This is a genomic window from Dehalococcoidales bacterium, assembly GCA_028716225.1.
Taxonomy (GTDB): domain Bacteria; phylum Chloroflexota; class Dehalococcoidia; order Dehalococcoidales; family UBA5760; genus UBA5760.
In genome coordinates this window covers 91171-106756 of the sequence record JAQUQE010000001.1, presented here as the reverse complement: position 1 = coordinate 106756, position 15586 = coordinate 91171, and the positions used below count along the sequence as shown (strand labels likewise).

General features: G+C 50.7%; 15 protein-coding genes. 8 read left to right on the top strand and 7 right to left on the bottom strand.

Annotation, left to right across the window (positions count from 1 at the left end):
- Positions 1–20: 20 nt before the first annotated feature.
- Complete coding sequence (gene rnpA, locus PHI12_00515) at positions 21–413, bottom strand: ribonuclease P protein component (protein MDD5509292.1); 393 nt, start codon at positions 411–413, stop codon at positions 21–23.
- Between the two features lie 229 nt (positions 414–642).
- Positions 643–783, bottom strand: a complete 141-nt coding sequence (gene rpmH, locus PHI12_00510; protein MDD5509291.1) for a 50S ribosomal protein L34 — start codon at positions 781–783, stop codon at positions 643–645.
- Between the two features lie 215 nt (positions 784–998).
- On the opposite strand from rpmH, the gene hrcA reads away from it, so the two are divergent.
- The 4 genes from hrcA to dnaJ all read left to right on the top strand — a co-directional run bounded on the left by hrcA (position 999) and on the right by dnaJ (position 5638).
- Positions 999–2039: a heat-inducible transcriptional repressor HrcA gene (gene hrcA / locus PHI12_00505; GenBank protein MDD5509290.1), complete on the top strand. Its 1041-nt coding sequence runs from the start codon at positions 999–1001 to the stop codon at positions 2037–2039.
- A gap of 17 nt (positions 2040–2056) precedes the next feature.
- The gene (locus tag PHI12_00500) at positions 2057–2593 is read left to right on the top strand and encodes a nucleotide exchange factor GrpE (GenBank protein MDD5509289.1); all 537 of its coding nucleotides are present in this window, start codon (positions 2057–2059) and stop codon (positions 2591–2593) included.
- 5 nt (positions 2594–2598) lie between these two features.
- On the top strand, positions 2599–4506 hold the full coding sequence (gene dnaK, locus PHI12_00495; GenBank protein ID MDD5509288.1) for a molecular chaperone DnaK: 1908 nt from the start codon (positions 2599–2601) through the stop codon (positions 4504–4506).
- Between the two features lie 76 nt (positions 4507–4582).
- On the top strand, positions 4583–5638 hold the full coding sequence (dnaJ, locus tag PHI12_00490) for a molecular chaperone DnaJ (protein ID MDD5509287.1): 1056 nt from the start codon (positions 4583–4585) through the stop codon (positions 5636–5638).
- Positions 5639–5721: 83 nt separating this feature from the next.
- Here the strand turns inward: dnaJ and PHI12_00485 are convergent, their stop codons facing one another.
- From PHI12_00485 to argF, 5 genes are all read right to left on the bottom strand, one after another.
- On the bottom strand, positions 5722–6774 hold the full coding sequence (locus PHI12_00485; protein MDD5509286.1) for an NAD(P)-dependent glycerol-3-phosphate dehydrogenase: 1053 nt from the start codon (positions 6772–6774) through the stop codon (positions 5722–5724).
- Positions 6775–6845: 71 nt separating this feature from the next.
- Complete coding sequence (gene plsY, locus PHI12_00480; protein MDD5509285.1) at positions 6846–7496, bottom strand: glycerol-3-phosphate 1-O-acyltransferase PlsY; 651 nt, start codon at positions 7494–7496, stop codon at positions 6846–6848.
- Positions 7496–8821 (bottom strand): ribosome biogenesis GTPase Der, encoded by a 1326-nt coding sequence (der, locus tag PHI12_00475; protein MDD5509284.1) that lies wholly within the window; start codon positions 8819–8821, stop codon positions 7496–7498. The genes plsY and der overlap by 1 nt, the downstream gene beginning before the upstream one ends.
- 94 nt (positions 8822–8915) lie before the next feature.
- Entirely contained in the window at positions 8916–9575 is a 660-nt protein-coding gene (locus tag PHI12_00470) for a hypothetical protein (GenBank protein MDD5509283.1), read from the bottom strand.
- A 21-nt stretch (positions 9576–9596) separates the two neighbouring features.
- Entirely contained in the window at positions 9597–10559 is a 963-nt protein-coding gene (gene argF / locus PHI12_00465; protein ID MDD5509282.1) for an ornithine carbamoyltransferase, read from the bottom strand.
- Positions 10560–10844: 285 nt separating this feature from the next.
- On the opposite strand from argF, the gene PHI12_00460 reads away from it, so the two are divergent.
- The 4 genes from PHI12_00460 (at position 10845) to PHI12_00445 (ending at position 15538) form a co-directional block, all read left to right on the top strand.
- On the top strand, positions 10845–12188 hold the full coding sequence (locus PHI12_00460; GenBank protein ID MDD5509281.1) for an aspartate aminotransferase family protein: 1344 nt from the start codon (positions 10845–10847) through the stop codon (positions 12186–12188).
- Positions 12189–12384: 196 nt separating this feature from the next.
- Positions 12385–13524, top strand: a complete 1140-nt coding sequence (gene dctP / locus PHI12_00455; GenBank protein MDD5509280.1) for a TRAP transporter substrate-binding protein DctP — start codon at positions 12385–12387, stop codon at positions 13522–13524.
- 126 nt (positions 13525–13650) lie between these two features.
- Positions 13651–14214: a TRAP transporter small permease subunit gene (locus PHI12_00450; GenBank protein MDD5509279.1), complete on the top strand. Its 564-nt coding sequence runs from the start codon at positions 13651–13653 to the stop codon at positions 14212–14214.
- Position 14215: 1 nt separating this feature from the next.
- Positions 14216–15538 (top strand): TRAP transporter large permease subunit, encoded by a 1323-nt coding sequence (locus PHI12_00445; GenBank protein MDD5509278.1) that lies wholly within the window; start codon positions 14216–14218, stop codon positions 15536–15538.
- The last annotated feature ends 48 nt before the right edge of the window (positions 15539–15586 follow it).

Sequence of the window (15586 nt, the reverse complement as noted above, 5' to 3'; positions counted from 1 at the left end):
TAGATCAGGGTGGCTACGTACTAGCCTGCTTCTTTATCTTCATCCCCGGCAACATATCTTGTTGACGTAATTTTCTCTTTAGCCGTCCTTAGTAGACCGGCTCTCAATAGTAAACCTCTTGTTGCTTTGCTGAGGCTATTATAATCGATGGCGACATTTGCTGACCGAACGATGATAACAACATCCCACCCTGTTTCAATTGACTCTGCGCGTGATATTTCACGTAGCAGGCGTTTTACCCGGTTCCTGGTTACTGCTTTACCTACCCTTCGACTGATCGAAAAGCCATAACGTGATAAAGTAAGTCCGTTAGGTATAACCTTTAGCACCAATAGCTTGTTCGCCCAAGACCTCCCCTCCCCGTAAACCGCAGCAAACTGCGCTGACTTTCTAAGCCATCCTTCACCCCTCATATCCCCGCTCCTCAATTTGCCAGGAAAGAGGCTATTCACAAGATAATGCCGAACCCCTGTCCTCTAAAAACCATTCTTTAATCTGCGCTTTTAGGGAAGTTATTGTAAGCTCAGGTTTCCCGGATAGCGCTATTACCCCAAAGGCAATATTTTTTAAGTTAAGAGCAATAATGAGGATGTGTTACAAGAAGAGGAACTAAAGGCATCTTGAGAGGCGATACATGTAGTATCATACTACAGTCAATCTCTTACGACCCTTAAGGCGTCTTGTTTTTAAAACAGCTCGCCCCCCCCGCGTGCTCATTCTCGCCAGAAAACCATGCTCACGCTTCCTCGGGATTTTCTTTGGCTGATAAGTCCTTTTTGGCACTTCGACTCCTACAGTAAGTTGAAGTAATTATACTTATCTTGCTCATTGCCTGTCAACTATGCACTATAAGCCGGGGCATTATTCCGGCATTTAAGGAAACGGCTATCCTGTATTTTGCTACGATTTTCCCTTGACAAAGAAGTGCTGAAAATGGTAAATTTAGCAGTAATTAGCAATCTCGAGTCTAGACTGCTAATCGAAGTGGAAGAATACCAATGTTATCAATAAGAACAGAGACGATTCTCAAGTCTATAGTAGGTCAGTATATCATGAGGGCAATACCGGTGGCTTCACAAAGTATTGTCAGCGATCACGAGTTGAAGGTGAGTCCGGCTACCATTCGTAATGAAATGGCAAATCTGGAACAGGAAGGCTACATCAAGCGTCAACACCATTCGGCAGGAAGCATTCCTTCCGACAAGGGCTACCGCTACTATGTGGAATCACTGGGTGATATTGAGCTTCCTTTAACCGAACAGCGAATGATAAGTCATCTCTTCCACCAGGTGGAAGGGGAACTGGAGGAGTGGCTGAAGCTAACCGCTAAACTTATCGCTCAACTGGTGCAGAATATGGCTATTGTCACACGCCCCAGGCCGGTTAACTGCCGATTCCAGTATCTGGAGATAGTTGCTCTCCAGGAGTTGCTGGCACTAGTTGTCCTGGTCTTGCGCGGCGCTAAAATAAAGCAACAGCTGGTAACTTTCGATCAGGCTATGTCTCAGTCCGAGCTTAGTACTATTGCCAGGAAAATGAATACTGAGTATTCTGGCCTGACCTGCGCACAGATTCAGGCTAAAGAGATAGAGCTTTCCCCTGTTGAAAAGCAACTGACCGGATGCCTGGTGAAGATCATGCAAACTGAGTGCCAGCAAGACTATGAAGAGCCATACCTTGACGGCCTGCATCTGATGATCAACCAGCCGGAATTCGCCGACAGCCAGCGGCTGCAGTCCTTGATGGAACTCATTGACCAGAGAAGCATCCTCAAAAGTATTATCCCGGAGGGATTGGCTAACCAGGGAATACGGGTAATTATCGGCAGGGAAAATAAGGCGGCTGAGATTCAGGACTACAGTGTAGTAATCAGCCGGTATGGTTTACCAAATGAAGCGACGGGTGCCATCGGTATTATCGGGCCCACCCGGATGCCATACGCCCGTGCTATTTCTACCATAAGCTATCTTTCTTCGGTATTGAGCAGCCTGGCCAACGAGTTATACGGAGAGGAGTCCCTCCACTCCGATGATAATTAACAGAGAGGTAATTGATAATGGATCAGCAAGAATCAGCAGACCTGAACAGTGAAATGACAACGGAGTTTGCTGAAGTAGAGGATATAGAGTTATTAAAGCAGGCCCTGGCTGAAGAAAGAGATAAATCGTCAGCTAATCTGGCTGGCTGGCAGAGGGCTCAGGCAGATCTGACCAACTATAAACGTCGTGTTGAGCAGGAAAAGGAGGAGATTGGTAGATTTGGTAATACTGCTATTATACTCAGTCTCTTGCCTATTCTGGACGATTTTGAGCGTGCTATTGCCTCTGCCCCCGATGATCTGGTAAAACATAGCTGGGTAGATGGAATTATGCTGATCGAACGTAAACTCCAATCAAATCTAAAAGCACAGGGGCTTTGCCAGATCAAGGCGCTCGGCGAATTATTCGACCCCAACCTTCACGAAGCAGTAATGCAGGGTAAGGGGAAGGAGGGAATAGTGGTTGAAGAGATAGAAAAAGGCTATAAGCTAAACGGTAGACTCATTCGCCCATCCAAGGTAGTTGTGGGCGGTGGAGAAGAAAAGGAGGAATAAGTACTATGGGAAAGGTTATCGGAATTGACTTAGGTACAACTTTTTCTTGCGTTGCGGTAATGGAAGGAGGAGAACCGAAGGTCATCCCTAATTCCGAGGGGGGACGTACCACTCCTTCAGTAGTGGCAGTAAGTAAGTCCGGTGAACGACTGGTAGGACAGGTAGCCAGGCGACAGGCTATCACTAATTCGGAAAACACGATCTTCAGTATCAAGCGATTGATGGGACGCCGGTTCGATGAACCCAGCGTAGAGTATGATAAGAAGCTGTTGCCGTATAAGATAACTAAAGCAGCCAACGGTGATGCTAATGTCAAGATGGGTGATAAAGATTATAGTCCGGCAGAAATTTCGGCGATGATTCTGCAAAAACTCAAGGTTGATGCGGAAGCCTATCTTGGCGAAAAGGTTACGGAAGCAGTAATCACGGTACCAGCCTATTTCAACGACAGCCAGCGTCAGGCAACCAAGGATGCCGGTAAGATAGCCGGACTGGATGTGCTCAGGATAATTAATGAGCCAACTGCGGCTGCTCTGGCCTATGGAATGGATAAGAAGGAAGATGAGACCATCGCCGTTTACGACCTTGGAGGCGGTACCTTTGATATATCCATCCTGGAATTGGGTGAAGGTACTTTCCATGTCAAGTCGACTAATGGTGATACCCACCTCGGTGGTGACGACTTCGACCAGAGGATTATCGACTGGTTGTGTAATGAATTCAAGCGCGATCAGGGGGTAGATCTCAAGCAGGATAAAATGGCTCTTCAGCGGTTGAAGGAGGCTGCTGAAAAGGCTAAGTGTGAGCTATCTACTCTCCAGCAGACTGAGGTAAACCTTCCCTTCATCACCGCCGATGCCAGTGGTCCCAAGCATCTTAGCATTAATCTCACCAGGGCTAAACTGGAGCAACTGGTCATGGATCTGGTAGATAAGACTATGGGACCCTGTCGTCAGGCCCTTCAGGATGCCGAAAAGACCGTATCCCAGATTGATGAAGTTGTGATGGTCGGCGGGCAGACCAGAATGCCTCTGGTCAATGATAAGGTGAAGCAGTTTTTTGGTAAGGAACCACATAAAGGGGTTAATCCTGATGAGGTAGTAGCTATCGGTGCCGCTATTCAGGCCGGAGTCCTTAAGGGTGAGGTCAAAGATGTGTTGCTGCTTGATGTCACTCCGCTTACCCTTGGTATTGAGACTCTAGGTTCTGTAGCTACTCCGCTCATCCCGCGTAATACTACCATCCCGACTTCAAAGAGCCAGGTTTTCTCTACGGCGGCTGACAACCAGTCTACGGTTGAGATTCATGTGCTCCAGGGAGAACGGCCGATGGCGAGCGACAATAGAACCCTGGGGCGTTTTATTCTTGATGGTATTCTCCCGGCGCCAAGGGGCATACCCCAGATTGAGGTTACCTTTGATATCGATGCTAATGGCATCCTCAATGTCAAAGCTCATGATAAGGGCACCGGTCGGGAGCAGAAGATTACTATTACCGCCTCCAGCGGGCTTTCTAAGGGAGACGTGGAGCGGATGCAGAGGGATGCAGAAACACATGCCGCTGAAGACACCCGGCGGCGGGAAGAGATAGAGGCGCGCAACAGCGCTGACACGCTGGCCTATACTGCCGAAAAAACGTTGCGGGAGCATAAGGATAAGATACCTTCCGATCTGAATCAAGAGGGAGAAGGCAAAATAGCCGCTGTCCGCTCAGCGCTGCAGGGAACCGATATCGAGGCTATACGTCAGGCGACACAGGAACTAAATAGCGTAATGCAGAAGATAGGGTCGGCCGTCTATCAACAGCAACCACCGCCACCGACGGGTGCTCAGTCGCCCCCGCCCGACAGTGAGGCACCGCAGGGTAAAGGTGAAGATGAAGGTACTGTAGAAGGGGAATTCCGCGAAGTCTAACGTAGTCTAATTTATCAATCTATGATTCCCCCATCTTCTTGCTAAGGAGATGGGGGAAAGAGGTTTATATCGTAATATGTCAACAAAACGGGACTACTATGAAGTCCTTGGTGTTAACAGGGATGCTACCGATGAAGAGATACGAAAGGCTTTTCGTAAACTGGCCTTCAAGTATCACCCTGATCATAACCATAGTGACAGCGGTGCCGGTGATAAGTTCAAGGAGATAAATGAAGCCTATGAAGTTCTCTCGGACCGGGAGAAACGCGCCGCCTATAACCGTTTCGGACACGGTGCTACCGAGGGGTTCTTCGGACGTGGCTTTGAGGGATTTGGTTTCAGTGGTTTCGGGGATATCTTTGATGCATTCTTTAGCGGGTCTACCACAACTACCCGCCAGGGACCCCAGCGCGGCGCTGATCTGAGCTACAATATCCCCATCACTTTCGAAGAAGCTGCCTTTGGTTGTGAGAAGGATATTAGCATTATGCGCACTGAGAGCTGCTCTCAGTGCCAGGGTACCGGTTGCAGGACAGGTAGCCAGCCTGCCAGATGCCCTAATTGTAATGGCAGCGGCCAAGTTCGGCGTACCCAGCAGAGTATCTTCGGAAGCTTTACCAATATTGCTCCCTGCCCTCAATGTCATGGTGAGGGTAGAATCATTACCGATCCCTGTCCCCAGTGCCGGGGGCAGGGTAAGGAAAAACGGCAGCGCAATATCATGGTCAAGGTCCCGGCTGGGGTTGATAACGAAACTCAAATACGTTTGAGCGGTGAAGGTGAGACCGGGGAGAGGGGTGGTCGCCCCGGTGATCTTTACGTTACTTTAGCAGTGAGTCGTCACGAGTTCTTTATTCGTGATGGTAACGATGTGCAGTATGAGTTGCCGATCAATTTTGCTCATGCGGCTCTGGGTGCTGAAGTGGAGGTGCCTACCCTTGAGGGTAAGGTAACCATTAAGATACCGGCCGGTAGCCAGACAGGCCAGGTTTTTAAGCTTAAAAACAAAGGTATTCCACACCTTCAACGAAGAGGACGCGGTGATCAGTTCGTCGAGCTGAAAGTGGTTACCCCTGATACATTAACTAAGAGGCAACGTCAACTATTCGAAGAACTGGCGGAGACGTTTTAACCTCTTCCCGACAGGCAGTAAGAAGGATACTCCCCCGGCATATAGAATTGTTTTGGCTGGTATCCCCGGCGAGCGGTCAAACATCAGGCATGGTTACGGTGGTTGGAAAAAGAAAAGAGCTCCCAGTTATGCCCGTCTAACTCATGACTGGCCTCAACCGATACCACTTCGGCTACAACTTGATGGGGAGCAGCACCTTCAAATAAGACCTGGTAGATCTTTTCTGTGACCGGCATCCCCAAGCCGAGCTGCCGGGCCAGATTCCTGGCTCCGATAGTAGTATTTACCCCCTCTGCCACAGCCGTCATTGATCTGGTTATCTCGTTGAGTGAGTGTCCCTTAGCCAGTTCGACTCCGACATGGTGGTTACGGCTTAGTGTGCTGGTGCAGGTTGCTATCAAATCTCCCAGACCGGCTAAGCCGGAAAAAGTAAGCGGATTGGCGCCGAGAGCAACACCGAGAGCTGCTATCTCGGTAAGCCCCCGGGTGATAAAAGCCGCCCGGGTATTATCGCCAAAACCCAATCCGTCAACCATACCCGCGCCCAGAGCTATGATGTTCTTTAGCGCGCCACCCAGTTCGACACCGGTGACATCGGTGTTGGTATAAACACAAAAACCGGGGCTGGTGAGCAGCCGGCGTGCTCTTACGGCAATGGCCTCGCTTTCGGCAGCTACTACGGTGGCTGCCGGTAGGTTGCGGATAACCTCACAGGATAGATTTGGTCCGGACAGTACACAGATATTAGGCCGTAAATCATTAGCTATCTCTTCGGCAATTACCTGCGACATACGCTTGTTGGTGACCAGCTCCAGCCCCTTAGCAGCACTCACCACCAGCATTGAACTGCTAAGATATTCTCCGGCCAGCCGGATGTTAGCTCTCATTGTTTGAGATGGTACGGCTAGTATTACTGCTTCTGTTTCAGTCAAGGCCTTCCTGAGAATACTGGTAATGAATACCCGGTCGGGAAAGCTGCCACCGGGAAACAGGTTCGGGTTAGGCCCCTCATTCCGGAGCTTAATGGCCTCCTGCTCGGTCCGGGCCCATAGATTGACCTCCAGCCCATTATTAGCCAGAATTACACACAGCGTTTTTCCCCAGGTGGTGGTACCGATAATAGCAATCCGGGACATATGCCTACCCCTTGATTATTTTCACAAACAGAAATGCTCTTATATGATACCGCTAAGGCAATTCCTTTATCTTAAGCCTTATCGCCCAGCTTGCGTTCCTTACCTGCCAGCAAGCGGCTTATGTTACCCCGGTGCATTGCAATAATGACTATGGTGCCGGCTAATACATAAATGAGATACTCGATAGGGAACTTATTGATGATGGTCAGGGGGATAAATACGCAATAGGTACTAACCGCAGCAGCAATGGAAGCCAGGGAAACAAACCTGGTTAGTCCGGCCCCAAGAATGAAGACTTCGCCACCGATGAGTGCTGCCGGTGGGAAAAGGACAACCAGCCCGCCGAAAAAGGTGGCTACACCACGCCCTCCGCCACGAAATTTAAGGAATACCGACCAGCTATGCCCAACCATAGCTGATAATGCGGCAATGACCTGGGCGACCAGCATCCCCCAGGCAAAATTACCTATCACCAGATAGTCCCGACCGAATATCAGACCGGCAATTATTACTGCTAGTGAGCCTTTCAGCAGGTCAAGGCAGAAAACAATGGCTGCTGCCTTACGACCGGCGGTCCGCAGGACGTTGGTTGCTCCCAGTTTGCCGCTACCCCTGTTTCTGACATCAACGCCGGTCATCTTTCTGGTCACCAGTAAACCAAACGGAATCGCCCCCAGAAGATAACCGACTACCGCTACGATAATAAATTTGGTAATTACCATTATGCCCCTCTTGCTTTAAAAACGAAACGGATCGGTGTGCCCATGAAGCCGAATGACTGACGTAACCTGTTTTCAAGATAGCGTTGATAAGAGAAATGTATCAACTGAGGGTCATTAACGAAAAAGACAAAGGTCGGCGGATTCACCTCCGCCTGAGTTACGTAGAGAACCTTTAGCTGGAGATTACCCTTACGGGGTAAGCTATGGGCGGCGACTGCCCGCTGGATAATACTGTTAACGACAGCGGTGGGTAATCTCTTCAGCCTCTCCTGATATATCTCAAGCAATTGTGGCATTATCTTATCTACACCCCATCCCAGCCGGGCTGAAGTATGAAGCACTGGCGCATAATCCACAAACTTGAAACAGCCTTTCACATACCGGCTGAAATCAACGGTGCCCCCGCCTTCAATCCTGTCCCATTTATTGACCAGCAGCATAATCCCTTTGTAAGCCTGGCGGATATATCCTGCAATATGCATATCCTGAGCTGTTACCAGTTCCGTGGCGTCAAGAACCAGCAGGGCAATATCGGCACGGTCAATAGCACGCAGAGCGCGGATTACGCTGTAGCGCTCTACACCTCCCTCTATCCGGCCCCGACGCCTGATACCACCTGTATCAATAAGTAGCACACTTACCCCGTCTAAGTCAACCAGGGTATCTATAGCGTCACGGGTGGTACCGGGAGTATCATCCACGATAGCCCGCTCATTCCCCAGAATGGTATTAAGCAGTGTCGATTTGCCCACATTGGGCCGGCCGACAATGGCTACCTTAATCGCTTCCGGTGCTGCCGGCTCAGGCTCAACCGGTGACGGTGTCGGTAACAACCGGATAATCCTATCCAGTAAATCGGCTATACCCCGGCCATGATAGGCGCTAATTGCCGTTGGTTCACCCAAACCGAGTTGGTAGAACTCCGCGACCATGCTCTCGGATTTGGTACTGTCCGCCTTATTGGCCGCCAGTATTACCGGGTTACCTGTCTTACGGAGGCTGTCCGCTATCTCCAGATCGGTAGATATAACGCCGTCCCTGCAATCCAGCAGCATAACGATAACATCAGCCTCTTTAATAGCTGTTGCGACCTGTTCATTAACCTCCCTGGCCATAGCAGAATCAGGGTTTAGTTCCAGTCCGCCGGTATCCACCAGAATGAACTCGCCCCCCGGATAGGAGACACTGGCCAGTATCCGGTCACGCGTTGTCCCCGGGAAATCATCTACAATAGCTATCGGCCTACCCGCCAGACGATTGAAGAGGGTAGACTTACCCACATTTTGCCTGCCGACAATAGCGACTACAGGCTTCAGAACACTCATTTTGAGATAATTACCTCGTCTCTCCCTATTAATATTTTCCCCCTCCCTTACGATAAGAGAGGGGGACGTGTGAATGTTAATCGATAAGCCGTTATCACTCCGCTAAGGGCAGCTCTTTGGCGAACCTAACACTGGGAGGCTCAATTTCAGTCCGGGTAATCTTCTTGAGGTGACTGATATTATCCCGGAACTCCTGTGCAAAGGCATTATATTCCATAACAAATCGATTGTACTGCTCCGTTGTCTCGCGGGGCAGTACAACCTTCTCCGCTATCTCATAAAACTGCTCGGTAAATTCATTATAATGGTTATTCATCAGCCACAGCTCATTGAGATAGGTGTGCAGATAGGTTTCAAGCTGACCGCTTCGGACATCGCTTTCTACCCTATCCTGAAAGCTCTTACACCAGGTGTTAAATATCCTCCGTGACATATCGCATGCCCGTGCCCAGTCCCATAACCGGGGGTTATCAACCCTGAACAGGCTATCGATAATAGCAAAGATGGAAAGTGAGGACTCACCCATAAACCGGCGGCTGAAATAGCCCGCTATCTGCCTCAATTTCAGTAAGGAAAGCTCCAGCTCCTTCTTTCTGGCCCCGCTGATGGATAGCGTCAGCCCGATAACCAGAATAGTAATCAGCACTGGCGCCATAGCTGATATCGGCCAATCGTACCTGAGAGCAACCAGTGCCAGTACGGTGATGATAATAGGGCACCATATCCAGTTAGTTATGCTTTTCGGTACATTCATAATTATGTTGTCCTCTGAACGTCAACCGGGCAGCGGTATCTCCTGAGCCCCCAGCATCATCGCCAGCAGCGCCTTCTGCATATGCATCCTGTTCTCGGCCTGGTCGAAGATAACCGACCGTGGGCTATCCGGAATGCTTGCCGATACCTCCTCGTCCCGGTGTAGCGGTAGGGGGTGCATGAATATGGCATCCTCCTTAGCCAGCGAGAGCAGTTTATCGTCTATCTGATATCCTGAAAATGCTTTACGACGCTCATCCGCCTCGTTCTCCTGTCCCATACTCGTCCAGACATCGGTATAAACAATGTCTGCCCCGCTTACCGCCTGCTGAGGCTCTTCGATACATAATACCTCTGCCCCGCTGTCGAGTGCATAGCCCTGGGCCAGATATAGTATATCTTCATTGATCCGGTAACCGGGTGGGGAAGCAATCCTGAAGTTCATCCCTACCATCGCAGCAGCCAGCATCAGGCTCTGTGATACGTTATTACCATCACCGACGAAGACCAGCGTCAAGCAACCCAGCGCCCCCTTCTTTTCATAAATGGTAAGCAGGTCGGTCAGAGCCTGGCAGGGGTGCTCCAGATCCGATAGTGCATTTATTACAGGTACGTCGGCGCAGCTGGCCATAACCTCGAGTGTCCGGTGGGTATAGGTACGGGCGGTAATAACATCTACATAGCGACTGAGCACACGGGCTACATCGGCTACCGACTCGCGTTTGCCCATACCAACCTCAGCCGGTGAGAGGTAGATCGCGTCCCCGCCTAATTGCCGCATCGCCATTTCGAAACTCACCCTTGTTCTTAGGGATGGTTTCTCAAAAACGAGAGCAAGTGTCTTTCCGTTAAGTGAAGTCAGCCGGCCCCTGTTTTTCATATCGATGGCATCATGAATCAGTGAATGAACATCTTCACTGCTAAGATCGGATACGGAAAGCAAATCTTTACCCTGCAAAATATCCTCCCATTTTATATAATCCATAGTATACCACGAAATGAAAATATTTTTTAAGATTGTTAAGATATATATTGACAAAATCGCTTGATGCTGGTAATATCACAACGATAATTTATTTTATCTACCGTGAGATGTCCTGATGCAAACACATTCATATGATTCGCCCAGCTGATAGCTGTATTCGTTAAGCAGACACGTCCTTCGATGTCTCTTCTTTTTGAAACTCTGTAGACCCGTCGAGTATAGTGGTTCTTGGTATAGCGGATATAATATGGAAAACCAATAAATAACCAAGTAAGGAGGGCAAGAATGGTTTCCAAGCAAGATTTAATCAAGAAGGACCAGGCACACTGGTTCCACCCGCTGGGGATGCCGGCGGAAGCTCCCCACTTCATCTTTACCAAGGGAGAAGGTTGCTATCTGTGGGACATTGATGGCAACAAATATCTCGACTTTTCCTCCGGTGGTGTTCATCTCTGCAACCTGGGCCACTGTCATCCCAAGCTGATTGAGGCTGCCACCAAGCAGATGAACGAGTTCATCTACTATTCTTCGGGAGCACCGGTAGCGAGCAACATACCGGCCATTGAGTACTGTGATGAGCTGGCGGGGGCACTTCCTGCCGGAATGGATCATGTTTACCTGACCGTCACCGGTACCGAGTCCACCGAGTCTTGTATTCAGATAGCCCGGGCCTACTGGGAGTCGGTTGGTGAGCTGGGCAAGTACAAGATTATCGTTCTGGACCGTGCCTACCATGGTTCCTCTCAGCTTTCCCGGAGCATGACCGGGGCGCACATCGGGCTATCCTGTTTCTCCCGTCGCAGTCCGGAAGTGGTCAAGATGCCGAACTTTGTTACCGGCATTGAGAACTGTTTCAAGACTGATGAAGAGAATGCCCGCTATCTGGAGCAGGTTATTCAGCAGGAGGGAGCCGATACCATATCCTGTGTTATGGCCGAGGTAGCCCAGGGCAACGGTGGTGTGGTCTGGCCCGGTGACAAGTGGTGGCCGATCACTCGTGAGATATGCAGCAAGCACAACATACTGCTGATTGCCGATGAGGTACAGACTGGTTTCTGCCGTACCGGCAAGTTCTGGGGAGTGGACCACTATGGTGTGATCCCCGATATGATCAGCATGGCCAAGGGTATTAACGGTGGCATCCTGCCCTTCGGAGCGGTTGGTTTCAGCAACAAGATATTTGATGCCATGGTCAACAGCAAGAAGAAGCTGATGAGCTACACCACCTCCGATGGTAATGCCGTTGTGCTGGCGACGGCGCTGGCAGCCCTGCGGATATACAAAAACGGAATGGCGGACCGTGTTGCCAAGCTGGGATCTCTGCTCAGCAAGCGTCTTAACGAGTTCACCAAGCTGCCTGTTGTCGATGCTCCGATGGGGAAGGGTCTCTACCAGTCGTTCCTGATTTCGCTCAATAAGACCACCGGGAAGCCCTACAATGCTGCGGCGACCGTAGCGGCCAGGGAGAAACTCAATGCCGAGTGTCTCAAGCAGGGGCTGATGCTGACCTACTGTGACGGCTACCCGCACCGTCAACCGATTGTACCGCCCTTTATCATCACCGAGGAAGAGCTGAACCACGGCCTCGATATCATCTACAGCGTCCTCAAGGATATTAAGCCGGTATAGTTGCCTGTTTCTTAGAGAGTCAGGAGCCAGTTCTTCGTACGGCAGGTTCTCTTGAACTTGACCTGTTGGGTACGTAATAGTAAAGTAAGTAAGAGTAAGTATAGTAAGAAAACGATAATTGAGGGGGTGTTGCCTATCGTAAAAAACCATAACCCGAACCTGGAATTGGAGAGAAATTACAGTAAGGAGATTCTATTTGAAAAAGAGCAAAGGACTACTAAAGTTAATCGCTGGTGTTAGTCTGGTAGCGGTGCTGGCAGTCAGCATCCCGATGCTAAGCGGCTGTACGACCCCAACACCGACCACACCAGAACCGACGCCCACTCCTACCCCGGGAGAACCAACATCAACACCAGAACCAACCACTCCGGAACCGGCTGTCGAAGGACAGACCTGGCACCTGAGAGGTATCTCACCGCAGGGCGCATCCATCGTACAGAGGGACTCGATCGAGCAGTGCTGTGATATCATAACCGCGATGAGCGGTGGCCGAGTCACCTTCGACTGGTATGCCGGTGGTCAGATTATGCCCTCTGAGGAAGAGATTCCCGCCCTCAAGGCCGGTACTATCGATATGTTGCAGTGGTACCCGCTGATGGGTACGGCCACCGAGCTGAGGACCATTGAATGCGGTGCCCCCTTCGCCACCAAGAATGCGATAGAGTTCAGGGTGCTCATCTACCACCGCGGCTTGATGGACCTCTTCGCCCAATCCTACGAGGACCAGGGCTTGGTCTACATCGGCCCCTCGCTGCATGACCCTCTGGAGATTTGTTCCTCAAAACCGGCCTACTCTCTTGAGGATATGAAGGGACAGAGAATACAGCTGCTGGCCGAGCATGCCTACCCTTACGAGCAGGTCGGTGTTGCCTGTATGCCTACTCCTCCCGCAGATGTCTACCTGGCCATCCAGACCGGTGCCATGGACGGTTTCGGCTGGTCCGGCGCCGATGAGATCGTACAGTTCGGCAACAATGAGGTTGCTCCGTACCTCTGGGACCCGCCCTTTGTTGATGTCTGTAATGTTGCCTACCTGATTAATCCGGATGTTTGGGCCAGCATGCCCGACGACATTCGCCAGATCATTAAAGAGGGAGTCATGCACCTTGATGTGTGGAACGAAACGATAAGGGCCCATGGCGAGTACAAGTACCGAACCGACGGCTCCTTCCAGGAAATCTGTTTCCTTCCCGAGGAAGATATCGAGGTATTACGGGGCCATGGTATGGACTATCTGGACATCGTCGCACAGAGGGATGCCTTATGTGCCCAGGCAGTTCAGATAATCAAGGACTTCCGTGCTGAAGTGGAAGAAGCAGCATGGTACGGCCATTAATACTGGCCAGTTAGCTTAACCTTAACAAAATAATTATCTCGATTTTTTGAGATAGACCCCACCCCCGGGCTTAGTTGGGTCGGGGGTGGGGTGTGGTTGTGTTGTAATCCTTTGAGGAGATCTTGAATGCCAAAACCGTTGATTGCTTATGTAATGACTGTTGAGTCGTTCGTGTGGAAGATGTGGACAGGATTACGGTGGACTTCGATAGCAATCATAGTTATCCTGGCCTATGCGGTGTTCGTAAGGCATGCCATGAATGCCCCCAGTATTGAAGCCTACGAACTGGCCATGTTCACGATGACGGCAGCTTTCATTCTGGCCGGAGGGCCCCTCTTGCTTCAGGATGAGCATGTCAGAATGGATGCCTTCTATGCCCGGTGGTCTCCGCGGAAAAAAGCCATCATGGATATATGTACCTTCGTCCTCTTTATCTACATTGCTGTGATGGCGGTAACTGCACTGACCTCTACATTCGACTCTTTTGTCACTGGGCAGCATACCAAAAGTATATGGGGTCCTCCCCTCTGGCCCCTTAAGGCCTGTATCGCAGCAGGGTGTATCATCCTGCTGTTTCAAGCGGTAGCTAACCTGATCCGGGACATCGCTACCATCCGGGGTAAACACATCCCTACCCGGGCTGAGATAGCAGAAAAAGAGCACGACCGGTTCGGAAAGGCGGACGCCTGAAATGAATGTAATGCTGATTACCATTGTGATGTTTGCCGGCATGATGGCGCTGCTTACCACCGGTCGTCAGGTCTTTCTCCTTGTCGGTGCTGTCGCCACTGTCGCCGCCATGGCCCTCTGGGGCACCGGCGGCATAATGATGCCGCACTTTAACACCGTTGGCATGATATATTGGGATGTCATGCTCTCCTTCCCGGCCTTTATCTTCATGGGCTACATGCTGGCCAAGTCGGGGATGGCGGATGACCTCTACAACATGATATACAAGTGGGCCGGAGGTGTTAAGGGCGGACTGGGGATGGGAAGCATCGGCATTTGTGCTCTGATCGGGGCGGTACAGGGGACCTGCGTATCCGGTCAGGTGGCCATGGGACTTATCGCCCTGCCCTCGATGCTCAAGCGAAAATACGACAAGTCAATAGTAACCGGCCTCATTCAGGCCGGCGGCGGACTGGGCTATCTCATCCCTCCCAGTCTGGTCTTCGTTCTCTACGGAATGCTGGCCAGGGTGCCCATCGGTCAGTTATGGATTGCCGGGGCAATACCCGGTTGCATATTAGCTGGCATGTACGTTGCTTATATCGGCATCCGCTGCCGCGTCCAGCCGCATATCGGCCCCCCCATACCCCTTGAGGAGCGGGCCGGCTGGAAAGAGAAGTTCGTCAGCATGAAGGCTGGTGTTGCTCCTTTGGCCCTGCTTTTCACGGTGATGGGGTTGCTCCTGATGGGAGTAACCACGGTAACGGAAAGCTCCGCAATCGGAGCACTGGGTTCCATAGTGGTTACCCTGATTTATCGCAGATTCACCTGGAAAAATCTGGTGCAGGTGGTGGATCAGACCTGGCAGCTTACCAGCGTCATTATGTGGATCTTCGTCGCTGCCATTCTCTTCGGCGCTGTCTATCAGGGGCTCGGTGCAGCGGCCGCTTTTGACATCATACTTTCCGGTACGATAGGCCAGAACCCGACCATGATAGTGGCTACGATGATAGGTATCTATATATTACTGGGGATGGTGATGGATGACTTCGCCATGCTTATCGTTACCGCCCCCCTCTTCCTGCCCATATTACAGGGCATGGGAACAAATATGGTCTGGTTCGGCGTCCTTTACTGCGTTACCGTCCTGATCGCCCTGATGACGCCACCCTTCGGCTTTGCCCTGTTTATCATGAAAGGACTGGTCCCCAAAGATTCCGGTATAACTATGGTGGATATCTATAAGTCCATCATTCCTTTTGTGATCATAAACGCCGGTCTCCTGGTTGTACTACTGTTCTACCCTCAACTAGCCTTGTGGTTGCCTAGCGTAATTTTTGGCTAATCGGGTTATAGAGGGGATTGTAAAGAGAAGATACCCTGCTCCGGTTCG